General features: G+C 64.0%; 21 protein-coding genes. 3 read left to right on the forward strand and 18 right to left on the reverse strand.

Going from position 1 to position 21,042, the window contains the following annotated elements; translation table 11 throughout:
- Positions 1-37: 37 nt before the first annotated feature.
- From KM135_RS03455 to dnaE, 3 genes are all read right to left on the reverse strand, one after another.
- Positions 38-694: a PEPxxWA-CTERM sorting domain-containing protein gene (locus KM135_RS03455; protein WP_221712594.1), complete on the reverse strand. Its 657-nt coding sequence runs from the start codon at positions 692-694 to the stop codon at positions 38-40.
- Positions 695-961: 267 nt separating this feature from the next.
- A complete protein-coding gene (locus tag KM135_RS20130) occupies positions 962-2,020 on the reverse strand; it encodes a methyl-accepting chemotaxis protein (protein WP_221712595.1) in 1,059 nt (352 codons plus the stop codon).
- Positions 2,021-2,141: 121 nt separating this feature from the next.
- Positions 2,142-5,630, reverse strand: coding sequence for a DNA polymerase III subunit alpha (gene dnaE / locus KM135_RS03465; RefSeq protein ID WP_221713032.1), 3,489 nt, complete (start codon positions 5,628-5,630; stop codon positions 2,142-2,144).
- A gap of 162 nt (positions 5,631-5,792) precedes the next feature.
- On the opposite strand from dnaE, the gene KM135_RS03470 reads away from it, so the two are divergent.
- Complete coding sequence (locus KM135_RS03470; RefSeq protein ID WP_221712596.1) at positions 5,793-6,956, forward strand: Yip1 family protein; 1,164 nt, start codon at positions 5,793-5,795, stop codon at positions 6,954-6,956.
- Positions 6,957-7,127: 171 nt separating this feature from the next.
- Here the strand turns inward: KM135_RS03470 and KM135_RS03475 are convergent, their stop codons facing one another.
- The 4 genes from KM135_RS03475 to KM135_RS03490 all read right to left on the reverse strand — a co-directional run bounded on the left by KM135_RS03475 (position 7,128) and on the right by KM135_RS03490 (position 10,516).
- The gene (locus tag KM135_RS03475; protein ID WP_221712597.1) at positions 7,128-7,697 is read right to left on the reverse strand and encodes a PEPxxWA-CTERM sorting domain-containing protein; all 570 of its coding nucleotides are present in this window, start codon (positions 7,695-7,697) and stop codon (positions 7,128-7,130) included.
- Positions 7,698-7,866: 169 nt separating this feature from the next.
- Positions 7,867-8,538, reverse strand: coding sequence for an SDR family oxidoreductase (locus KM135_RS03480; RefSeq protein WP_221712598.1), 672 nt, complete (start codon positions 8,536-8,538; stop codon positions 7,867-7,869).
- A gap of 49 nt (positions 8,539-8,587) precedes the next feature.
- Positions 8,588-9,259 carry an ABC transporter ATP-binding protein gene (locus tag KM135_RS03485; protein ID WP_221712599.1) on the reverse strand — a complete coding sequence of 224 codons (672 nt, stop codon included), beginning with the start codon at positions 9,257-9,259 and terminating at the stop codon, positions 8,588-8,590.
- Between the two features lie 6 nt (positions 9,260-9,265).
- Positions 9,266-10,516, reverse strand: coding sequence for a lipoprotein-releasing ABC transporter permease subunit (locus tag KM135_RS03490; protein WP_221712600.1), 1,251 nt, complete (start codon positions 10,514-10,516; stop codon positions 9,266-9,268).
- Positions 10,517-11,032: 516 nt separating this feature from the next.
- On the opposite strand from KM135_RS03490, the gene KM135_RS03495 reads away from it, so the two are divergent.
- Positions 11,033-11,500 carry an Hsp20 family protein gene (locus tag KM135_RS03495; RefSeq protein WP_221712601.1) on the forward strand — a complete coding sequence of 156 codons (468 nt, stop codon included), beginning with the start codon at positions 11,033-11,035 and terminating at the stop codon, positions 11,498-11,500.
- A 170-nt stretch (positions 11,501-11,670) separates the two neighbouring features.
- Here KM135_RS03495 and KM135_RS03500 read toward each other — a convergent pair whose 3' ends face one another.
- The 3 genes from KM135_RS03500 to secG all read right to left on the reverse strand — a co-directional run bounded on the left by KM135_RS03500 (position 11,671) and on the right by secG (position 14,579).
- Positions 11,671-12,417 carry a GNAT family N-acetyltransferase gene (locus KM135_RS03500; RefSeq protein WP_221712602.1) on the reverse strand — a complete coding sequence of 249 codons (747 nt, stop codon included), beginning with the start codon at positions 12,415-12,417 and terminating at the stop codon, positions 11,671-11,673.
- 56 nt (positions 12,418-12,473) lie between these two features.
- Entirely contained in the window at positions 12,474-14,108 is a 1,635-nt protein-coding gene (pyrG, locus tag KM135_RS03505) for a CTP synthase (protein ID WP_221712603.1), read from the reverse strand.
- An 84-nt stretch (positions 14,109-14,192) separates the two neighbouring features.
- Positions 14,193-14,579 (reverse strand): preprotein translocase subunit SecG, encoded by a 387-nt coding sequence (gene secG / locus KM135_RS03510; RefSeq protein WP_221713033.1) that lies wholly within the window; start codon positions 14,577-14,579, stop codon positions 14,193-14,195.
- A gap of 300 nt (positions 14,580-14,879) precedes the next feature.
- On the opposite strand from secG, the gene KM135_RS03515 reads away from it, so the two are divergent.
- Positions 14,880-15,422, forward strand: coding sequence for an OmpA family protein (locus tag KM135_RS03515; RefSeq protein WP_246605726.1), 543 nt, complete (start codon positions 14,880-14,882; stop codon positions 15,420-15,422).
- Positions 15,423-15,427: 5 nt separating this feature from the next.
- Here the strand turns inward: KM135_RS03515 and uvrC are convergent, their stop codons facing one another.
- The 8 genes from uvrC to KM135_RS03555 all read right to left on the reverse strand — a co-directional run bounded on the left by uvrC (position 15,428) and on the right by KM135_RS03555 (position 21,033).
- Complete coding sequence (uvrC, locus tag KM135_RS03520) at positions 15,428-17,350, reverse strand: excinuclease ABC subunit UvrC (protein ID WP_221712604.1); 1,923 nt, start codon at positions 17,348-17,350, stop codon at positions 15,428-15,430.
- Positions 17,351-17,647: 297 nt separating this feature from the next.
- A complete protein-coding gene (locus KM135_RS03525) occupies positions 17,648-18,289 on the reverse strand; it encodes a F0F1 ATP synthase subunit B family protein (protein WP_221712605.1) in 642 nt (213 codons plus the stop codon).
- A complete protein-coding gene (locus KM135_RS03530; protein ID WP_221712606.1) occupies positions 18,289-18,774 on the reverse strand; it encodes a F0F1 ATP synthase subunit B family protein in 486 nt (161 codons plus the stop codon). The genes KM135_RS03525 and KM135_RS03530 overlap by 1 nt, the downstream gene beginning before the upstream one ends.
- Positions 18,775-18,849: 75 nt before the next feature.
- Entirely contained in the window at positions 18,850-19,077 is a 228-nt protein-coding gene (locus tag KM135_RS03535) for a F0F1 ATP synthase subunit C (RefSeq protein WP_114520182.1), read from the reverse strand.
- 47 nt (positions 19,078-19,124) lie between these two features.
- Positions 19,125-19,883 (reverse strand): F0F1 ATP synthase subunit A, encoded by a 759-nt coding sequence (locus KM135_RS03540; protein ID WP_246605767.1) that lies wholly within the window; start codon positions 19,881-19,883, stop codon positions 19,125-19,127.
- A 71-nt stretch (positions 19,884-19,954) separates the two neighbouring features.
- Positions 19,955-20,278 carry an AtpZ/AtpI family protein gene (locus KM135_RS03545; RefSeq protein ID WP_221712608.1) on the reverse strand — a complete coding sequence of 108 codons (324 nt, stop codon included), beginning with the start codon at positions 20,276-20,278 and terminating at the stop codon, positions 19,955-19,957.
- Between the two features lie 189 nt (positions 20,279-20,467).
- Complete coding sequence (locus tag KM135_RS03550) at positions 20,468-20,854, reverse strand: YdbL family probable chaperone protein (RefSeq protein WP_221712609.1); 387 nt, start codon at positions 20,852-20,854, stop codon at positions 20,468-20,470.
- Positions 20,851-21,033 (reverse strand): YnbE family lipoprotein, encoded by a 183-nt coding sequence (locus KM135_RS03555; RefSeq protein WP_221713035.1) that lies wholly within the window; start codon positions 21,031-21,033, stop codon positions 20,851-20,853. Before KM135_RS03555 ends, KM135_RS03550 begins: the two co-directional genes overlap by 4 nt.
- Positions 21,034-21,042 lie beyond the last annotated feature (9 nt).

Genomic DNA, 21,042 nt, shown 5'->3' on the forward strand with positions numbered 1-21,042 from the left:
CCCGTGACAGGCCGCTCCCTTCTCTTTTCGATAGGGATCAGGCGAAGCTGACAGCCGTCTTGCGGCGACGCATCGCCGTGCCGACCAGACCGAAGCCCAGGATCATCATCGCCCAGGTCGCCGGCTCGGGGACCGCGCCGCCGACGGCACCATCGAAGATGATCTTGTCGAGCAGCGGATCATTGTTGCCGAGATTGGTGCTGGAATTGATCGTGAAGCTGATCGTGGTCGATGCCCCGGTCGCTACATAATTGATCGAGGTCGTCGTGAACGGCTTCTGGAACACGCCGCTTCCATCGGCCACGATCGTGAACTGTGTCAGCACCGAGCCGATCATTACGTCGAGGATGGTCGTCGCACCGAACGTATTCTCGCCCGAATAGCCGAACGTCAGGGTATAGGCCTCACCAGCCACGGTCGCGACCGTCTGCTGGATGCCATCGCCGAGCGCCGGCAGCGGCGAACCGAAGCCACCGATGTCGTAGTAATATTCGCCGTCATAGGCTGGCGTGTTGAACGCCGAATAAGCGATCACGCCATCCGCATGGCCAATGTTGGTCCAGCCCGGAGGCGTGGTCGTCTGGCTGGTCGAGGCCTCGAAATCGCCGTTGATCAGAAGATTCGCGGCCGACGCCGGCGCGCTCATCACAAGGGCGCCTGCCGCGACCGCGGCAAGCAGATGAAGATGCTTCATGAGTTCAGTCTCCCACATGAACTTGAAAAGCAGCCGAGCCGGCTGCCGCAGTCCGCGACCCATGAAGACGCTTTTATCACGACCGACGGATCAGCCGCGCAGCGCGATTGACAACTCGTTTACCGTCATTGCGGCGCGGCCTCAATCGAGCGACGGCAAAAGCCGCTCAAGCGTGCGCAACCATCGACGACATGATGAACGAACGGCAATATGGGCGGACTAAGGCATCCATGCGCCTGTGCACGAAGAAGCAGCGAAGGTGCGCTGTCAGGACGCGCGATTGGGAGCCAGATCCCGCATATTTCCTGTCATCATCGCGCTGGCCCGCTGCGTCGCGGCGCGTGTGTCATTCGCGAGTTTCTTCACTTCGCTGGCCACAACGGAAAAGCCGCGGCCCGCCTCGCCTGCGCGCGCCGCCTCGATCGAGGCATTGAGCGCCAGCAAATTCGTCTGCGAAGCGATATCGCCGATGGTCGTTACGATCGCGCTGAGCTGGTCCATCGTTTCTTCGAGTGCGCGCTTGCGAGCCTCGAGTTCTGCCTGGAAAGCCAGACCCTCAGCGAGCCGATCCTGCACTTCCTGTTCCAGCTCGACCCGGCGCGTGATGTCCGTCGCGAACTTGACGACCTTGATCGGCTTGCCGGCCGGATCGAGTACGGGGTTGTAAGTCGCCTGCAACCAGATGTCGCGACCGTCCTTCGTCCGTCGCTTGTAGGTTCCGCCGTCATAGTCGCCGCGCCCGAGCTTGCTCCAGAAACGCCGATAATCCTCGCTCGCGGCATCCTCGGGCGTGCAGAACATGCGGTGATGATGGCCGACGATCTCTTCCAGTCGATAGCCCGCCAGACGCAGGAAATGTTCGTTCGCGCCAAGAATCCTGCCGTCGAGCGAAAACTCGATCCGGGCCTGGGAGCGGTTCATCGCTTCGGACAAGGCGAGATGCTCGCCACGCGCCAAGGTTTCGCGCGTGACGTCGCGCGCGATCTTGACGACGCGCTCGACGCGCCCGGCCTCATCTCGCACCGGGCTGTAGGTCGCGTGCAGAAAGACGGGCCGGCCGTCGCGTGCGACACGTGCATAGACGCCTTCGTCGAATTCGCCCGACGCGAGCTTTTGCCAGAACCGTGCGTAGTCGGAGGTGCTGAGATGATCGGCCGAGCAGAGCATCCTGTGAGGCTGGCCCACCAGCTCATCCAGCGCATAGCCGAACGTCTCGACAAACAGGTCGTTGACCCAGATGAGTGTGCCGTCCGGCTGAAATTCAGCGACCAGCTGCGACTGGCAAAGCGCTTGCCAGACCGAATCCAATTTTCCAGAAAACGCCACCGGCCACTCCATATTCACGGTTATCATGGGGCTGCCATGGTAAAAAGCACGCTAAGGACGTTGCTCCGGACGCAAATTTTACATGTCGCAGGTCAGCGTATCGCGAGCGCGTGCGCCATAGTCAGGCAACGACGCGCAGTTGCGGCCCTCCCGGCCCCATGTCGATGCTCGCAACGCCGGTGATCGTCTCGATCCGCTCGGCCAGTTCGCCATCGATCTGGAAGTCGCTGCCGAGGCGGACCTGCGCCCTGCCGAGCGGCGTCTTCGTCTCGATCAGCACTTCAGAGCGCCCGCCGCGCCGATCGCCCAGCATAGCGGCGAGCGGCGCGATGGCCTCGGACGCGACGACCTGAACGACCAGGCGCAGCCGCGCGGCGCTCTGCACGCGCGAAAAAGGCGTGACACCGCGCACGGTGACGCGCGGCGTCTCTTCGCCTGGCTGGCGATCCAGCTCCACGGTCAGCAGCGCGCACTCGCCCTCTTCATACATCCGCGCCAACGTCTTGCAGCCATCCTCATCGAAGCAGCTTGCCTGAAACTGCCCGCTGCTGTCCGAGAAGGTCGCCGAGACGAACCGCCCCCCCTTGCGCGTGTCACGCCAGCGAATGTCCTCGACGAGGCCCGCCATGGCAGCACCGCTGCGCTCGCCTGCGCCGAGGCCGTCCGCCTGACCGCACAGCTCGGCATAGCTGCGCACCCCGCGCTCCTTGCAGAGCTGGCGATAACGATCGACCGGATGCGCCGAGAAATAGAAACCGAACGCCTCCTTCTCCTGCGCCATGCGCTCGCTGAGCGCCCAGCTGACGTCGATCGGCAGCGGCACATCGGCATGCGCGACCTCGTCGCCACCGAAAAGGCCACCCTGCCCGCTCTCGCGCGACTCCGCCGCCTTGGCCGCGACCGAGAGGATCGTCTCCGCCGCGGCATGGACGACCGCGCGGTCCAGCCCGATACAATCGAATGCACCGCCGGCCGCGAGGCTCTCAAGCTGCCGGCGATTCAGCAGGCGTGGCTCGATCCGGTCGGCCAGATCGTCAAGATCGCGGAAGCGCCCGTTCCGGTCGCGCTCCTCGACCAGGGTTTCCATGGCCTTCTCGCCGACGCCCTTGAGCCCACCCAGCGCATAGCGCACCGCCATGCGCGCCGCATCGTTCGGGTCCGGCTCGACCGAGAAGTCGGCGGCGCTCACATTGATGTCCGGGCCGAGGCACGTCAGGCCCATGCGGCGCATGTCATCGACGAACACGCAGAGCTTGTCGGTCTGATGGATGTCGAACGCCATCGAGGCGGCGTAGAACTCTGCCGGGTGATGCGCCTTCAGCCACGCCGTCTGATAGGTGAGCAGCGCATAAGCGGCGGCGTGACTCTTGTTGAAGCCATAGCCGGCGAACTTGTCGATCAAGTCGAACAGCTCATTGGCCTTCTTCTTGTCGATCGCATTGATCTTGCAACCCTCGACGAAGGTCGCGCGCTGCGCGTCCATCTCCGCCTTCACCTTCTTGCCCATGGCGCGACGCAGGAGGTCGGCGCCGCCGAGCGAATAGCCGGCGAGGATCTGCGCGGCCTGCATCACCTGCTCCTGATAGACGAAGATCCCGTAGGTCTCCTTCAATATGCCTTCGAGCAGCGGGTGGGGATATTCGATCTCCTCGACGCCGTTCTTGCGACGGCCGAACATAGGGATATTGTCCATCGGGCCGGGGCGATAGAGCGCGCCGAGCGCGATAATGTCCTCGAACACGGTCGGCTTCACCGCCGCCAGTGTCTTGCGCATGCCCTCGGATTCCACCTGGAACACGCCGACCGTGTCGCCGCGCTGGAGCAGGGCATAGGTCTTCTCGTCGTCCCAGCTCAGCGCATCGAGATCGACCGTGACGCCACGCGCGGCCAGCAGCTGGATCGCGCGCTGAAGCACGGACAGCGTCTTGAGGCCGAGAAAGTCGAACTTCACCAGACCCGCCGTCTCGACATATTTCATGTCGAACTGCGTCACCGGCATATCGGACTTCGGATCGCGATAGAGCGGCACCAGCTCGCTCAGCGGCCGGTCACCGATCACCACGCCGGCAGCGTGGGTCGAGCTGTTGCGCGGCAGGCCTTCGAGCATCATCGCCTGATCGACGAGGCGCTTGATCTGCCGGTCCGCCTGATATTCGGCCACGAACTCGGCCGAGCCGTTCATGGTTCGGGCGAGCGTCCAGGGATCGGTCGGGTGGTTCGGCACCAGCTTGGCAAGCCGATCGACCTGATTATAACCCATCTGGAGAACGCGGCCGGTATCCTTGAGCGCCGCGCGCGCCTTCAGCGTACCGAAGGTGATGATCTGCGCGACATGGTCGTGACCATATTTGTTCTGCACGTAGCGAATGACCTCGCCGCGCCGCGTTTCGCAGAAGTCGATGTCGAAGTCCGGCATCGAGACGCGCTCGGGATTGAGGAAGCGCTCGAACAGCAGGCCAAGTTGCAAAGGATCGAGATCGGTGATCGTGAGCGACCAGGCGACCACGGAACCCGCGCCTGAACCACGGCCCGGCCCCACCGGAATATCCTGCGCTTTCGCCCATTTGATGAAATCGGCAACGATGAGAAAGTAGCCGGGGAAGCCCATCTGGATGATGACGTCGAGCTCGAAATCCAGCCGGGTCACATAAGGGTCACGCTCAGCCGCATCGACAATGCCGAGCTTGTCGAGCCGTGCGGCAAGGCCGGCATGGGCATCCGCGCGCAATTGCGCTTCCTCGCCAGCCCGATCGCCGGCAAGGCTCGGCAGGATCGGCTTGCGCTTGGGCGCCATCACCGCGCAGCGCTGCGCCACGACGAGGGTATTGGCAATCGCCTCGGGCAGATCGGCAAATATCGCCGCCATCTCGTCGGCCGGCTTCATCCAGCTCTGCGGCGAGCTTTTCGGCCGCTCATCGCTATCCACATAGCTGCTGTTGGCAATGCAGAGCAGCACGTCATGCGCGCCATGAAAATCGCGATCGGCATAGCAGGCGGGGTTGGTCGCGACGATCGGCAGATCGCGCGCATAGGCCAGTTCGATCAGCGTTTCCTCGGCGCGCTCCATCACCGGATCGCCGGCACGCGAGAGCTCGATATACAGACGGTCGCCGAACAGGGCCTGCAACCGGTCGAGATAGACGCTAGCCGCCTCGGGCTGGTCTTCCGCGATCAGACGGGCCAGCGCGCCCTCGCCCGACGCAGTCAGGCAGAGCAGCCCGTCGGAAAAGCGCTCCAGCGCCACGAACTCGACATGGGCGTCCGCCGTTTCGGGCCGCTCGACATGGGCCTGGCTCACCAGTGCGCAGAGATTGGTGTAACCGGTCTCGTCCTGCGCGAGCAGCACCAGCCAGTCGAGCACGATCGATGCATTGTCCGGCCGCCCTGGCCGGGCCACAGCGATTGTCGCACCGATGATCGGCTGCACGCCGGCCTTCGCCGCGGCCTCGGAGAAGGACATGGCCGCATAAAGCCCATTGCGATCAGTCAGCGCGGCGGCAGGGAAACCGAGATCCCTGGCGCGCGCCGCGAGTTGCTTGGGCGCGATGGCGCCCTCGAGCAACGTATAGGCCGACAAATTGCGAAGCGGGACATAGGGCGCATGCGGCATGGCCATGCCCTTATGTGGTTCCGATCCGAGTCTGCGCAAGCCGCCCGATCCGCGCGGCCCGACTTGTCCACAGACTTTTGCACCGCGGGCCCGTAACCTTGCCAGTAACGCAATTTCATGGTCCAACTTGCGGCCAGATCACCATCTTGGGGGAGTGACAGCATGAACGACGTTACACCCGGCGGCTCGGACAACAATCTTGTCGAGCGGGCCAAGGCCATCATCCTGAAACCCAGGGAGGAATGGCCGATCATCGAGCGCGAGACGTTATCGAGCGGCGACCTTTTCACCCGCTACGCCGTGCCGCTCGCCGCGATAGGACCGGTCGCCCAGTTCATCGGCGGCCAGCTCTTCGGCTATGGCGCGCTCGGCTTCACCTATCGGCCCGGCATCATGGGCGGCCTGTCCATGGCCGTCGTCGGCTACGTGCTCTCGCTGATCGGCCTCTTCGTCATCAGCTTCGCGGCCAACAAGCTGGCCCCGACGTTCGGCGGTGAGTCCAGTTCGCGCAACGCCTTCAAGCTGGTCTGCTATTCGATGACGGCTTCGTGGATTGCCGGGATCTTCGGGCTCATACCCTCACTCAGCTTTCTTGCGATCGTGGGCCTCTACTCCTTCTATCTCTTCTATCTTGGTGCCGGCCCGCTGATGAAAGTGCCGGCCGAAAAGAGCGTGACCTACACGATTGTCACCGTCGTCTGTGTCCTTCTACTGTATATCGTCATCGGCACGGTGACGGCGAGGGTCACCGGCCTGTTCGGCGGCATGGCGCTGCAGAGCGGTACGGTCAGCGATTCCGATGGCGGCACCATCACCCTCCCCGGTGGCGGCGCGCTCGACACCGGCAAAATCGAACAGGCCGCCAAGGACATCGAGGCGGCGGCGACGGGCAAGGCCGAGACCGTCGCGGCGAGCGATTTGCAGGCGCTGCTGCCGACCAGCATCGGCAGCTATCAGCGCACCTCGATCGAGAGCAGCAAGGCCGGCCCCGCCAGCCAGGCGGAGGCGCGCTATGAAGCAGACGGCAAGAGCTTCCGGCTCAAGGTCGCCGATGTCGCCATCGCCGGCGCGATGGCGGGCATGGCCGGCGTCTTCGGCGTCGAACAGAACAAGGAAGATGCCGACAGCTACGAAAAGACCACCACTGTGGACGGCAATCTCGTGCAGGAAAAATGGGACCGATCGTCGAACAGCGGCTCGTTCATGACGATGGTCGGCAAACGCTTCATCGTCGAGGCCGACGGTGAGGCAGCGAGCATCGACGAACTGAAGGCTGCGGTCGCGAGCATCGATGCAGGGCGATTGGCACGCCTCGCCGGAGGCTGACAGGGGCCGACAGGCGAGGAAGGGCGCGCGCCGTGCGCCCTTTTGCCACTCCGATGTGAGAGGCCCAGCGGTCGCCACGCTTCGACACCCGGCATCGCGCCTGATCGCCAAAAGAAAGGCCCGCCGGATCGCTCCGACGGGCCTCTGTCTTCCCACTATGTCGCGTATGAATCAGGCCGCGACGACGGCCTTGGACTTGCGCGTGCGCAGCGCGCCGCCGACCATGGCGATGCCGGCAACCATCATGGCCCATGTCGTCGGCTCGGGAACCGCGCCACCGGCACCGTTGATGTCGAGCGACACAACGGTGTTGGCGTCGAAGCTGAGGCCCTGCCAGTTGACCGTGATGCTGTCAGCCGTCCAGCTGACGTTCGCCGCGCTGAAGCCGGCCATATTGGTCGCGCCGTTGATCGTCACGCTGGTGAAAGCGCCGATCGTGTTGAACACGTCGGTGATCACCCAGCCGTTGAACGCCGCACCATTCCACGACGTACTCGTGGTGAAGTCCACGAAGATGTTGGTGTCGGAAATGTCGATCGTGCCGGTGCTGTCAGCAATGTTGCTGACCTCGATGCCCGCACCAACGACCTTGTTGCCGTTATCAGCAAAGCCATAGGGCGAACCGCTGTCCGGATAATAATATTGATAGTTGATCGTGGCGCCATCGAGCAGAACCGCATTGGCATTGCCGGAAAGCGTCGCGGCAGCAGCGGCTGCAAGGACGACAAACGACTTCTTCATAAATCTCTCCCACAGAGAATGTGATGACTGCCCGGAACGCCCACGCAGCCGGATGGTTGCGACTCTGTTCATTCTGATTAACGATCGCTTACACGCTGCGTGCATCCCGCGCAATTTAATCGCGGTGACACTGTCCAATCCTCGCACATTGCCCTCGTCTCGTCGCAATCTACCAGGTCAGTGCTTCGCCATCATAGGCCCAAAAACGACCGGTGTTGTCGAGGTTCAGACCAGCCAGCACGTTCCTCAAGCCCGTCGCGCTGGTCTCGACATCGATGTCGGCGCCTGCTCCGCCCATATCGGTGCGCACCCAGCCGGGATGCAGGGAGGCGACGGCGATCCCTTCCTCCGCCAGATCGGTCGCGAGGCACTGAACGACCTTGTTCACGGCCGCCTTCGACGCGCGATAGGCGACATGATCGGATTTGGCATAGGCCATCGATCCCATCCGGCTCGAAACAACGGCGACTTTCGCGTCCTTCGCCGCGCGCAGATTGGGCAGCAGCGACTGAATGACGCGGAGCGGCCCGAGCACATTGGCGTCCAGCGTTGCCGCGAACCCGGCAAAGTCCATCGCCGTCGCGCTCTGGTTCGCCGCGTCCGGGCCGATGACACCGGCATTGGCGATCAGCAGGTCGATGGGCTTGCCGCCCAGTGCCGCTGCCGCCTTCGCGACAGACTCGCCGCTGGTCACATCCAGTGCGACGGTCGTGCCGAACAGTGGATCGGCCTTGTCGATGCCGCGCATCATTCGAATGACCTCGTGGCCTTCCCGCGCATATTGGCGCGCCAATTCCAGCCCGATACCGCGATTTGCGCCGGTGATGACGATGGTTGCCATGATGCCACTCCTTGCCAGGGCCACCGCCGGAGGCGCGGCCGAAAGGTTGCTAGTCCAGAACCCCGTCATGCAGCCGCACGATCCTGTCCATCCGCGCTGCGAGGCGCTCGTTGTGCGTCGCGATCAGCGCTGCCGAGCCTTGCTCCCGGACGAGCCGGACGAACTCGTCCAGCACGACATCGGCCGTGCGCTCGTCCAGATTGCCGGTCGGCTCGTCCGCCAGCACGAGGGCCGGCTTGTTGGCCAGCGCCCGCCCGACAGCAACGCGCTGCTGTTCGCCGCCGGAAAGCTGGCTCGGTTTGTGATCGAGCCGGTGCCCGAGGCCGAGGCTGGAAAGCAGGCTCTCCGCGCGCGCCTTCGCCTCATCGGTACTCTTGCCGAAGATCAGCTGCGGCAGGATCACATTCTCGATCGCGCTGAAATCCGGCAGCAGATGATGGAATTGATAGACGAAGCCAAGCCGCTCGCGGCGCAAGGTCGTGCGGCCGTCATTGCCCTCGCCCGCCACCTCGACACCACACAGGCGGATCGATCCACCATAGCCGCCTTCCAGCAACCCGATGGCCTGCAACATGGTGGACTTGCCCGAGCCAGAGGGACCGAGCAGCGCCACGATCTCGCCCGCGCCAACTCGCAGATCGACGCCGCGCAGCACGTCGATCTGCGCGCCGCCCTGCGTGAAGCTGCGCGAGAGCGCGGAGACGGCCAAAACCTCGCTCATGCCACTTCACTCATAGCGCAGCACCTGCACCGGATCGGTATTGGCGGCCTTGAGTGCCGGATAGAGCGTCGCGAGGAAGCTGAAGCCGATGGCCATCAGGCAGATGGCGACGATCTCCACCGGATCGGGCTTGGAAGGCAAGGTGGTGAGGAAACGGATCGAGGGGTCCCATATCTGCTGGCCGGTCAGGAATTGCACGCCGTCGAGAATACCCTGACGGAAGAAAAGGATGATCGAGCCCAGCACCAGCCCCGCCAGCGTGCCGAGCGATCCGATAGCGAGGCCGACAGTCACGAAGATGCGCAGCAGGCTGCTTCGCGTCGCGCCCATCGTCCGCAGAATAGCAATGTCGCGCGTCTTGGCGCGCACCAGCATGATCAGCGAGGAGAGAATGTTGAACACCGCCACGAGAATGATCAGCGATAGGATGACGAAGCTCACCACGCGATCGACCTGCAAGGCCTCGAACAGGCTGGAGTTCATCTGCCGCCAGTCGATCACCAGCGCCTGCCCGCGCACCTGCTCGGCCAGCGGTGCGAGGATCTCGCCGACCCGGTCGGGATCGTTGGTCTGCACCTCGACCATTCCGACCTTGTCACCCAGCAGCAGCAAGGTCTGCGCATCCTTCATCGGCATGATGACGAAGGCCTTGTCGTAATCGTAGATGCCGATCTCGAAGATCGCGCCCACTTCATAGGGGATTTGCCGCGGCACCGTGCCGAACGGCGTCGATCGCCCGGCGGGATTGATGATGCTGATCGTCTGGCCGACGGTCACGCCCATATTTTCGGCCAGCCGCGATCCGACCGCGACCTTGCCGCTGCCGGTGCGAATCGCATCGAGCGATCCGGCGACGACCTTACCCTTGAGCGAAGGGCTTTCGCGAATATCCTCTTCGGTCATGCCTCGGATAAGGGCGGCCTCGACGCGGCCCTGAAAGGTCGCGAGCAGCGGCTGCTCAATCAGCGGCGATGCGCTCGTCACGCCCGGCGTGGCGCGCGCCTTCGCGGCAATGTCCTGCCAGTTGTCGAGTCGCCCGCCATAGCCCTGCACGACCGCATGGCCGTTCAGGCCGACGATCTTGTCGAACAGCTCGGCCCTGAAGCCGTTCATCACGCTCATCACCACGATCAGCGCCGCGACCCCCAGCATGACCGCGATCAGGCTGATCGCCGCCACGAGAAAGATGAATCCCTCGCCTTTACCGGGCAGCAGGTAGCGCCGGGCAATCATCTGTTCATAGCGGTTGAGGATCATGATGCTGCGGGCAGCCTCGACAGGGGGTGCCTTCCTCTATGGCGCGGGCGTGCCGGTGGCAAGGGTTGCAGCGGAAAACCGACATGTCGTAGCGTCAGGCATCGTCAAACCCCATCTGTTGCGGAATTGGCACAGATGCCGAAGCAATTTTTCGGGAACCCTGTTTGCCAGTGACAGGGCCGGACACCTCGCTTAGCTTCGTCGCTGAAACACAGGCTTTTCATAGCAGGCCGTGGTTCAGGGACGTCGCTCTCCCGCCTACTCGCTTGAGGGGGCCGGTTAGGTGAGCGGAGACGACGCCAAAGGGGGAGACGATTTTTTCGTCCACGGGCGCCCGGATCGGAAATCGATCTGGGCGCTTAGTCTTTCTGGGCAACGTGCCCCTCTTGAAACCCCCTCCCCCGCACATATCTGAAGCTCGTCCGATCGCCACTCAGGGATCGGATGATGAACCGGGCGCCCGGTGCGGGGTCCGGCATCGCACCTATCAAACACGCTCCTTTGGAGGATTTGACTATGCGTGGTTTCGACCTGACTCCCTATCGCCGCAGCACGGTCGGCTTCGACCGACTGTTCGACCTCATCGAGAACAGCGCGCGGCAGCAGACCGACAATTATCCGCCCTTCAACATCGAGCGCCTGGACGAGGACCGCTATCGAGTGACGCTCGCCGTCGCCGGGTTCAAGGCCGACGAGATCGACATCACCGCTCAGCAGAACCTACTGCAGGTGAGCGGCCGGAAAGCCGAAGTCGCCGAGAGCGACCGCACGAAGTTCCTGCACCTCGGCATTGCCAATCGGAGCTTCGAGCGCCGCTTCGAGCTGGCCGATTTCGTCCGCGTCGAGCGCGCTGACCTCTCCGATGGTCTCCTGACCGTCGAGCTGGTGCGCGAGATCCCCGACGCGATGAAGCCGCGCAAGATCGCCATCAACGGCAAGGGTGAGGTCATCGACCTCGCAACCGGCGACAAGAACGCCGCCTGAGCCGTAGTACGAGCTCTCTAACCAGTCAGAGAGTGGGCGTCCGGGGAAACCCGGGCGCCCTTTTGTGTCTCATTCGTCATCCCAACGAACGCTGGGATCTCGGGTAGAGGTAGCCGGGCCGCGAATTTATGAGACCCCAGGTTACGCTGGGGTGATGGCATGGGGTCAGGTCAGGCTTTCACCCGGTAGTGATAGCCATAGAGATCGCGCCCGATGCCGAGCCCCGCGTAAAGCCGCCGCGCCGGTGCGTTGTCGGCCATGACCTGCAGCGCAACACCCTCCACACCCTGCTGTCGCGCCCACAAGATCAATCCCGAGACACACTGGCGTGCCAGTCCAAGCCCACGCAGCGCCGGGTCCGTCACTACCGATTCGAGCGCCAGCAGGCCGTCCTGTATTGCGCCGAAAGCGATCGAGGCGATCCGCCCTTCGTGTCGAGCTGCGGCAAAGCCACATGGCAGCAGGAGCGATGCGATGATCGCGCGATAGGCCGCACAGCCGGTTGGGTCATTGCCGCTCAGGCGATCACGGGCAGAGAGCCAGTCTTCATCCGGCAAGTCGGCCACGGACACCTGGCCCGCCGTTTCCAGCGTCAGGTCGTCCATGTCGCCATAAAGCGTCCGCGTGACGCCATCGATCTCATAGCCCCGCGCCGCCAGCTTGGTGTCGATTCCATCGATGATCCCGGGCACGCGAAACAGGACGCGCTGCCCCAGTCGCCGATACGTAGCCTCCACCCGCTCGATATGCGCTTCATCGATCAGAGCGCCGGGATGCAGTGGATTGGCCGAGTTCGCCCGTCGCGTCGGGCCGCCGGATGCGCGTAGCAGCCAGCCGCCCAGCACAATCTCGCGATGTGACGGCCAGGCGTTGAGGCAGGCTGCCTCGATCCGCCAATTGAGCTCCTGCGATGTCATGAGCGCTCCCCAAAAGGGGAGCCTATCGATCTGGCCTCACGCGCTCAAGCGCCGGATCAGACCAGCCGGCTCTGCTTCACCGCCGCGGCAATGAAGCTCGCGAAGAGCGGATGCGGATCGAACGGCTTGGACTTGAGCTCCGGATGAAACTGCACGCCGATGAACCAGGGATGGTCCGGCCGCTCGATGATCTCCGGCAGCGTGCCGTCCGGCGACATGCCGGAAAAGAACAGTCCGCCCTTTTCCAACGGCTCGCGATAACTCGCATTGACTTCGTAGCGATGGCGGTGCCGCTCGCTGATGTCATTGCCGCCATAAATGCTCGCAACGACGCTGTTGCCGGTCAGTTTCGCCGGATAGGCGCCGAGCCGCATCGTGCCGCCGAGGTCGCCCTCGGCGGTGCGCTTCTGCAAGCCTTCCTTGCTCATCCACTCGGTGATGAGACCGACGACCGGCTCGTCCGTCGGGCCGAATTCGGTCGTGGAGGCGGCGGCAATGCCCGCCGTGTTCCGCGCGCCCTCGATGCAAGCCATCTGCATGCCGAGGCAGATGCCGAAGAACGGTACCTGTCGCTCGCGCGCGAAGCGCACCGAGGCTATCTTGCCTTCCGATCCGCGTACGCCGAAGCCGCCGGGCACGAGAATGCCGTGCATCGGCTCGAGTTTCGCGGCGATGTCGCTGTCCTCGGCTTCGAACAATTCGGCATCGAGCCACTGGACCTTGACCTTCACGCGGTTGGCAAGACCGCCATGCACAAGCGCCTCATGCAGCGACTTGTAGGCGTCCGGCAGGCCGACATATTTGCCGACGACGCCGATCGTCACTTCGCCTTCCGGATTCTGCTGGCGGTCCATGATGTCCGCCCAGCGCGCCATGTCCGGCTCCCGAACGCCCTCGATGCCGAAGGCGCGCAGCACGGCCGTGTCGAGGCCCTCGGCATGATATTGCGCCGGCACCGCATAGATGCTGCTCGCGTCGAGCGCGGGGATCACTGCATCCTTGCGGACGTTGCAGAACAAAGCGATCTTGGCCCGCTCACTGTCCGGCAGCGGGTGCTCGGTGCGGCAAAGCAGGATATCGGGCTGGATGCCGAGCGAGGTCAGCTCGCGCACGCTATGCTGGGTCGGCTTGGTCTTGAGCTCGCCGGCCGCCGCGATATAGGGCACCAGCGTCACATGGACGAAGATGGTCTGGCCGACGTCCAGCTCGTTGTGGAGCTGGCGGATCGCCTCCATGAACGGCAGGCTCTCGATATCGCCCACCGTCCCGCCGATCTCGCACAGCACGAAATCGACATCGTCCGTCTCGGCAAGGGCGAACGCCTTGATCTCGTCAGTGACGTGCGGGATCACCTGCACGGTCGCGCCCAGATAATCGCCGCGCCGCTCGCGCTGGATGATCGTCTGGTAAATGCGCCCCTGCGTCACATTGTCGGCCTGACGGCTCGCGACGCCCGTGAAGCGCTCATAATGGCCGAGATCGAGATCGGTCTCGGCGCCGTCGTCCGTCACATAGACCTCGCCATGCTGATAGGGCGACATCGTGCCCGGATCGACATTGAGATAAGGATCGAACTTGCGGGTGCGGACCGTGAAGCCGCGCGCCTGGAGCAGCGCGCCGAGCGAGGCGGCCATGAGGCCCTTGCCAAGCGAAGAGACCACGCCGCCGGTGATGAAAATGAACCGCGCCATGGGAGGTGAGGCTTACTCGTTACTCGACGAAAAGGGCAAGCGAACGAATCCGCCGCCTGCGAAAAAATTATGCTGTGCGCGCAATTATTGGGCGAGCGGGACCGACTGGTTGGTCGTCACCGGGGCAGCGCCGTTGCTCGCGGCTGCGGCGGCGCCGGAAAGCGCATCGCCGTTTGCAGCGGGAACGGCGCCATCATCGACCGGTCCGGCCTTGCCGACCAGCGACGTGTCCACCGTGGCCGCGCGGTGCTGCGTGGCGGCAATGACCGCCAGCACGATGCTGAGGCTCACGAAGACCGTGGCCAGAACAGTCGTCGAGCGCGTCAGGAAATCCGCCGCGCCGCGCGCCGACATCAGCCCGCTCGGGCTGCCGCCCATGCCGAGACCGCCGCCTTCCGAACGCTGCATCAAAATGACCGTGACGAGCGCGGCCGCGACGATGGCCTGGACGACGAGAATGAAAGTGAACAGCATGAGGGTGCGGCAAATCCGGTTATGGTCTTGAAGCCGCGCATGTAGCGTCGAAACGCGACGGGTTCAACCTCGCCGCACCGCACACAATGAAGGCCGAGTCGCGGACACGCCGAACCGTCGCGCCAGAACGGCAGGACGGTCGGTACAACGGCGCGAAACCGACGCAAATCTGTCTCATACAGGGACGACCACGCCATTCGCGGCTCTCGCGACGCACGACTCGTCGCAAAGCGTCCGCATCATCTTGCGTAGCCACGCGCCGCGCCGCTTACTGAAAAGGTTAATGCGTGGGAGAATATGATGTCGCACATCCTGAAAATCGCGCCTGTCGCCGCCCTTTCCGCTCTGCTGCTCAGCGGCTGTGCCACGAAAGAGTATGTCGATAGCCGGGTCGCCTCGCTGAACAACCGCATCGATGGAGTCGATCGCACCGCGCAGGATGCCCTCTCCCGCGCGACGGCCGCCCAGAAGCTCGCGGAAGGCAAGTTCGTCTATTCGGTCGTGCTGAGCGACGAGAGCGTCAAATTCCCCTTCGCAAAGGCCGATCTCTCACCCACGGCCGAGACTCGCCTCGCCGAGCTCGCCAAGCGGCTCATCACCGACAACAAGAACGTCTATCTCGAGATCCAGGGCTATACCGACAATGTCGGCACGCCCGCGCGCAATCTGCGCCTCGGCCAGGCCCGCGCCGACGCCGCCATGCTGTACCTGCATCGCCAGGGCGTCCCGGCCAACCGTATGGCCACCGTCTCCTATGGCGAGGCCCAGCCCGTCGCGCCGAACACGACGGCGGACGGCCGCGCGAAGAATCGGCGGATCACCGTGGTGGTGCTGAACTAGGCCGCTCACCCATGGAAGAAATCATAGACCTGCTGCGCTACGGCTGACGACACACCGGGCGCGCGCTGGAGATCATCCAGGCTCGCATTGCGCACCGCGCTCGCCGTGCCGAAGTGCATGAGCAGCGCCTTCTTTCGCGCGGGACCGATACCGGGGACCTCATCCAGCGAACTCACCGTGATCGCCTTCGCCCGCTTCTGCCGGTGCGCGCCGATGGCGAAGCGATGCGCCTCGTCCCGCAACCGCTGGAGATAGAAGAGCACCGGGTGATTCACCGGCAGCTGGAAATCGCGCCCGTCCAGCAGGTGGAAGACTTCCCGGCCTTCGCGGCCATGATGCGGCCCCTTGGCCACACCGACCATCGGTACCTCCTCGATACCGAGTTCCTCCAGCACTTTCCGCGCCGCATTGAGCTGCCCGCGCCCGCCGTCGACCAGCACCAGATCGGGCCATTCGCCCGTCTCGCGATCCGGGTCTTCCTCCTGCACGCGCCCGAAGCGCCGCTCGAACACTTCGCGCATCATGCCGAAATCGTCCCCAGCGATCGTCTCGGGCTTCTTGATGTTGAACTTGCGATAGGCGTTCTTGCGGAACCCCTCCGGCCCCGCGACGACCATCGCGCCCAGCGCATTCGTGCCCTGAATATGGCTGTTGTCGTAGATCTCGATGCGGTCCGGCGGCCCTTCCAGCGCAAACAGATCGGCCAGTTCGGTGAGGATCTTGCCTTGCGCACTGCTTTCCGCCTGGCGCCGCTCCAGCGCTTCCACGGCATTGCGCTGCGCCTGCTTGATCAGCTTCACGCGCTCGCCCCGCTGTGGCACCTCGATGCGCACCTTGCGCCCGATGCGCTGCGTCAGTGCCTCGGCGAGCAGCAAGGTCTCGGCCGGCTCGCGATCGCACAGGACCAGCGGCGCAGGCGGCACATCCTCGTAGAATTGCGCCATGAACTGCATCAGCACTTCATCCTCGCTCACCTCGGCGGTGTGGACCGGGAAGAAGCTGCGATGCCCCCAATTCTGCCCGCCGCGGATGAAGAAGGCCTGGATGCACATGCCGCCATTCTTGCTGGCGAGCGCGAAAATGTCGGCGTCGCCCAGCCCCTCGGCATGGATCGCCTGGCTACCCTGGATGAAGGTCAATGCTTTCAGCCGGTCGCGATAGACGGCGGCCATCTCGTAATCCATCGCCTCGGCCGCCTTGGTCATGGCATCGCCGAGCTTGGCCTGCACCTTGGTCGATTTGCCCCCGAGGAAATCCTGCGCGTCGGCCGTCAGCTCGGCATAGGCCTCCTCGCTGATCCGCCCCACACAAGGCGCCGAACAACGGCGGATCTGATAGAGCAGGCACGGCCGCGACCGGTTGTTGAAATAGCTGTCCGTGCAACTGCGCAGCAGGAACAGCTTCTGCAGCGCATTCAGCGTTTTGCGGACCTGCCCCGCGCCCGCGAACGGCCCATAATATTGTCCCTTGATCCGCCGCGCACCACGATGGAGCTGCACGCGCGGAAAGGCATGATCCTCGCGCAGCAGGATGAAGGGGAAGCTTTTGTCGTCGCGCAGCAGCACATTGTAAGCGGGCCGGAACCGCTTGATGAGCTGCGCCTCCAGTAACAGCGCTTCAGCCTCATTGTTGGTCGTGACGATCGTCATCGATCGGGTCTGCGAGACCATCCGCTGCAGCCGCTTGGGCAACCGATCGACCTGTGTGTAGTTCGTCACGCGATTGCGCAGCGCCCGCGCCTTGCCAACATAGAGCACGTCGCCGCGCGCATCCTGCATCCGATAGACGCCCGGCCGCGTCGGCAGGGTCTTCAGCGTTTCGCGGATCGCCGCCACACCGGTTTCGATATCTGGCGTATCGCTGCCGCGAATGGCATAGGTCGCCGCCTCCTCATTGAAACGGTTCGGTGATGAGGGGCGATCAGTCATGGAGGGGATTTAGGACTGAGGTGCGAACGGAGCAATGCCGGGAAGGCACATCCGCAAAACAACCTCACTTCTGCTCCTCTCCCCTCGCGGGAGAGGAAAGCGAAACTTGCGACCGGCGGTCGCTAGCGCAGCTTGGAGAGGGGGTTTTGCGGTGGTACGGCTGGCCGCCCCCTCCCCCTCCCACCGCGTCCGGCGGCGCCCCCCCCCCTCTCCCGCGAGGGGAGAGAGGATCGCGGAAACGAAAAAGCCGGGCTGAAACCAGCCCGGCTCTTCATGTCTGGCTATTGCCGGCGGCGCTCAGTGCGTCAGCTTGGAGATCACGTCGTCGACCAGGTCCTTGTCCGCCTTGGCGTCGTGGGTCTGCTTGATGAGCGCGGCAGCCGCAGCCGTCGCGGCCGTCGCAGCCTTGGCGCGAACGTCGGCGATCGCGGCACGCTCGGCCGCGCCGATCTTGTCCTCGGCCATCTTCTGGCGACGCTTCACCAGCGCCTCGGACTCCGCCTTGGCAGCCTTGATCAGATCGGCAGCCTCTTCCTCGGCGGCCGCACGCATCGCGTCGGCATCCTTGGCGGCGGCGGCGATCTTCGCCTGATATTCCGCCTTCAGCGCCTCGGCCTCGGCGCGCAGCTTGGCGGCCTCGTCGAGCTGCGAGCGGATCGTCGCGATCTTCTTGTCGAGTGCACCGCCGAGCAGCGCCGGAACCTTCTTCCAGAGCAGCACGGCAATGAACACCAGCATCGCTAGGCTGACCCAGGCCGTGGCATCCATGCCGACGGCCTTGGGCTCAGGGCCATGCGCGGTCGGGCCGCCATGCGCCTCGGTCGCGGCATGAACGTCGCCGCTCAGGCCCTGGACCTTGTCGGCCTGATCGAGATTGTGCGCCACGGCCTGCGAGGCGTTATCCAGATGCTCGGCGGGGCTGTCGCTATGATTGGCCATCAGATTACCGCCTTCACTGCCTTGAGCGCCGCATCGGCCGACACGTCGGTCCCGGCCAGACGACGGACGATGTCCGCCGCAGCTTCGGCCGCGACTGCCTCGATCTCACCCAGCGCCTTGCCGCGCCCGGCTTCGATCTCGGCTTCGGCAGCGGCCAGCTTCTCGCCGATCGCCGCGTCTTCCTTGGCCAGCTTGGCCTCGCGGTCCTTCGCTGCCTTGGCCTTCGCCTCGGCAAGCTTGGCCTGCGCGTCGGCGCGGGCCTCGTTTTCCTTCGCCCGCCAGTCCGCTTCCAGCGCATCGGCGGCTGCCGAATTGGCCTTGGCGGCTTCCAGATCGTCGGCGATCTTCTTGTCGCGCGCATCCACCGTCGACTGGACCTTCGGCACCATGCCAAGGCCGATGACGAAGAACACGATGCCGAACGTCAGCAGAAGCCAGAAGATCTGCGATGAGTAGGTTGCGGCAAGTTGGGCTATTTGAGGCATATCACCTGTCCGTCAGCGCGATCCGGTGGTGCCCTTGGGCCGCCACCGCACCGCTTCGTTTGTCAGATCGTGAGATCAGGCAACGAAGATCAGGATCATCGCAACGACGAACGCCAGCAGACCGAGAAGCTCGGCGGCGGCGAAGCCGATGAACAGGCGGCCCTGCTGGCCGTCTGCGGCGCCCGGATTGCGCAGCGCGCTCTCGAGGAAGCTGCCGAAGACGTTACCCACGCCGATGGCGGCCATGCCGGCACCGATTGCTGCGAGGCCGGCGCCGATGAGCTTTGCGGCTTCTGCGTCCATGGTAATAAACTCCTTCTCTAAAATCAGTCAGTCAGTTGATTGAAAACTCAGTGCAGATGCTCGGCATCGTGGATGTACAGCGACGTGAGCAGTGCGAAAACATAGGCCTGAATGCCGGCGACGAGCACTTCGAGCGCCGAGACGCCGATCATCAGCGCGAAGCTCGGGATGCCGACGACGCCGCCCCAGAGCGGGCTGGCATTGGCGGAATTGATCACGAAGCCGGCCAGCACCTTGAGCAGGATGTGCCCGGCGATCATCGCCACGAACAGTCGGAGGCCGAGGCTGAACGGGCGGAACAGGAACGAGACCAGCTCGATCGGGAAGATCACCAGCACCATCGGCAGCGGCGTGCCGTGAGGGATGAAGAGGCTGAAGAACTTGATCCCGTGCTTGAAGAAGCCGACGATCAGCACGATCGAGAAGCTCAGGATCGCCAGCACGCCGGTGACGGTGAAGTGGCTGGTGAAGGTGAAGGGATGCAGGCCGATCACGCCGAGCGGCAGCAGGCCGAGCAGGTTGGCGAAGAGGATGAACATGAAGAGCGAGAAGATGTAGGGCACATACTTGCGACCGCCCTTGCCGATATTCTCGTCGGTCAGCTTGGCGATGAAGCCCGTCATCGACTCTACGGCGGCTTGCCAGCGGCCCGGAACGAGCTCGCGCTTCATGCCGCCGAGCATGAACACCCATAGCACGACGACGGTGATGACCATCCAGAGCGCGCTGTTCGTGAAGGCGATGTTGTAGCCGCCAATGGCCAGATGATCGGTGCCGAACATCGGCTCGATCGCGAACTGGTGCATCGGGTCAATCTTGCCGGATTCTGCCACGTATCAATCCCGTTTAGCCGTCTGCGAGTAAGACGAAAGCGTCCCTATTGCGGAGGACGCTTCGTCGAAATCCTTATGATGTTCCTGAAGGCCACGATGATCCCCAAGAAGAGGAAAACCAGCAGGAGCCAGGGCGACGTGCCGATGAACCGGTCCAGGACCCATCCAACAAGCGCACCACCGGCAAGACCGCCAAGCAGTTCCGCGAGCACCCGGTTACCCAGACGATAATTCTCGTCCATGCCACCGGTCTGGCCCGTTCCGGTCCTGACCTGTTCGATTGCTTCCGCGCGCTTCACCCGCTCATCGAGCGACTTCAGGCGGTCATCTTCGGCAATCCGGTCTTGCCCGGGGTCGGTCTCGGCCATGTCGCCACCTCTGTTTCACGTCGCTTGAGCGCGCAAAACCGCCAGCTCCATGACGCGCCAAGTCCGCCCCCGTCAAGGCGCGGCCCGTGTAGAAAGGCAAGCCTCGCAAGTCAACAACGGCGTCACGGATGGCGCGGGACTGCGGAATATGGCGAGAAACGATTGCAGCAGAGCGACGAATCGCCCCCTTTAGTTGCCCGCCGCCGCGCAATAATCGGGCAGCGCGATCGGCCCGGCGCCCTTGGTCTGCCAGTCGCCCGTGCCGATCCGGTAGATCTGCCCCTGTGACACGCGGGTCGCGAGCGTCTGGCAACCGGTCACCGCCGCGGCATCGGCCACGGTCGCGCCGCGCTTCTGCGCCAGGCCGGTATAGGCGTCGCGGCGCTTGATGTTGAGATCGTCGACCGCCTTGCGGACAGCCGCGCTCACCGTACCCTTGATGCCGAGATAGCCGTCCGACTGCTCGCCGACCGTGCCGGCTGCCTTGGCGGCGCTGATGACGTCCTGCGCAAAGGCGGGCGACCCGACCGCGACCAGGGCGGCAAGCGCGGCGATGCTCATGATGCTGCGTGTCATTGCGGGAATAGCTCCGGATTGTTCTGGATGAGGTCCTTGGCGTCCTGCTGGAGCCGCACGACCACTTCCTGCTGTATCTTCACGTTGAGATTGATCTCGATCGGCTTGTCGGGCGCGCGCACCTGGATACAGCCGCCAGCCATGGCGGCCACCAGCAGCCCGATCCCCGTTCGCGTCATGTCGCGCAG

Source organism: Sphingobium xanthum (genome assembly GCF_019737615.1).
Lineage (GTDB): Bacteria > Pseudomonadota > Alphaproteobacteria > Sphingomonadales > Sphingomonadaceae > Sphingobium > Sphingobium xanthum.

What these genes read in the sequence shown, in the direction of transcription:
- KM135_RS03470 (WP_221712596.1), top strand. Translation starts at nt 5,793, where the DNA reads ATGAACGACGTTACACCCGGCGGCTCGGACAACAATCTTGTCGAGCGG.
- KM135_RS03495 (WP_221712601.1), top strand. Translation starts at nt 11,033, where the DNA reads ATGCGTGGTTTCGACCTGACTCCCTATCGCCGCAGCACGGTCGGCTTC.
- KM135_RS03480 (WP_221712598.1), bottom strand. Translation starts at nt 8,538, where the DNA reads ATGGCAACCATCGTCATCACCGGCGCAAATCGCGGTATCGGGCTGGAA.
- KM135_RS03550 (WP_221712609.1), bottom strand. Translation starts at nt 20,854, where the DNA reads ATGACACGCAGCATCATGAGCATCGCCGCGCTTGCCGCCCTGGTCGCG.
- KM135_RS03545 (WP_221712608.1), bottom strand. Translation starts at nt 20,278, where the DNA reads ATGGCCGAGACCGACCCCGGGCAAGACCGGATTGCCGAAGATGACCGC.
- KM135_RS03490 (WP_221712600.1), bottom strand. Translation starts at nt 10,516, where the DNA reads ATGATCCTCAACCGCTATGAACAGATGATTGCCCGGCGCTACCTGCTG.
- dnaE (WP_221713032.1), bottom strand. Translation starts at nt 5,630, where the DNA reads ATGCCGCATGCGCCCTATGTCCCGCTTCGCAATTTGTCGGCCTATACG.
- KM135_RS03475 (WP_221712597.1), bottom strand. Translation starts at nt 7,697, where the DNA reads ATGAAGAAGTCGTTTGTCGTCCTTGCAGCCGCTGCTGCCGCGACGCTT.
- KM135_RS03540 (WP_246605767.1), bottom strand. Translation starts at nt 19,883, where the DNA reads ATGCACCAGTTCGCGATCGAGCCGATGTTCGGCACCGATCATCTGGCC.
- KM135_RS03500 (WP_221712602.1), bottom strand. Translation starts at nt 12,417, where the DNA reads ATGACATCGCAGGAGCTCAATTGGCGGATCGAGGCAGCCTGCCTCAAC.
- KM135_RS03530 (WP_221712606.1), bottom strand. Translation starts at nt 18,774, where the DNA reads ATGCCTCAAATAGCCCAACTTGCCGCAACCTACTCATCGCAGATCTTC.
- pyrG (WP_221712603.1), bottom strand. Translation starts at nt 14,108, where the DNA reads ATGGCGCGGTTCATTTTCATCACCGGCGGCGTGGTCTCTTCGCTTGGC.
- KM135_RS03515 (WP_246605726.1), top strand. Translation starts at nt 14,880, where the DNA reads ATGATGTCGCACATCCTGAAAATCGCGCCTGTCGCCGCCCTTTCCGCT.
- KM135_RS03525 (WP_221712605.1), bottom strand. Translation starts at nt 18,289, where the DNA reads ATGGCCAATCATAGCGACAGCCCCGCCGAGCATCTGGATAACGCCTCG.
- KM135_RS03485 (WP_221712599.1), bottom strand. Translation starts at nt 9,259, where the DNA reads ATGAGCGAGGTTTTGGCCGTCTCCGCGCTCTCGCGCAGCTTCACGCAG.
- KM135_RS03555 (WP_221713035.1), bottom strand. Translation starts at nt 21,033, where the DNA reads ATGACGCGAACGGGGATCGGGCTGCTGGTGGCCGCCATGGCTGGCGGC.
- KM135_RS03535 (WP_114520182.1), bottom strand. Translation starts at nt 19,077, where the DNA reads ATGGACGCAGAAGCCGCAAAGCTCATCGGCGCCGGCCTCGCAGCAATC.
- KM135_RS03455 (WP_221712594.1), bottom strand. Translation starts at nt 694, where the DNA reads ATGAAGCATCTTCATCTGCTTGCCGCGGTCGCGGCAGGCGCCCTTGTG.
- uvrC (WP_221712604.1), bottom strand. Translation starts at nt 17,350, where the DNA reads ATGACTGATCGCCCCTCATCACCGAACCGTTTCAATGAGGAGGCGGCG.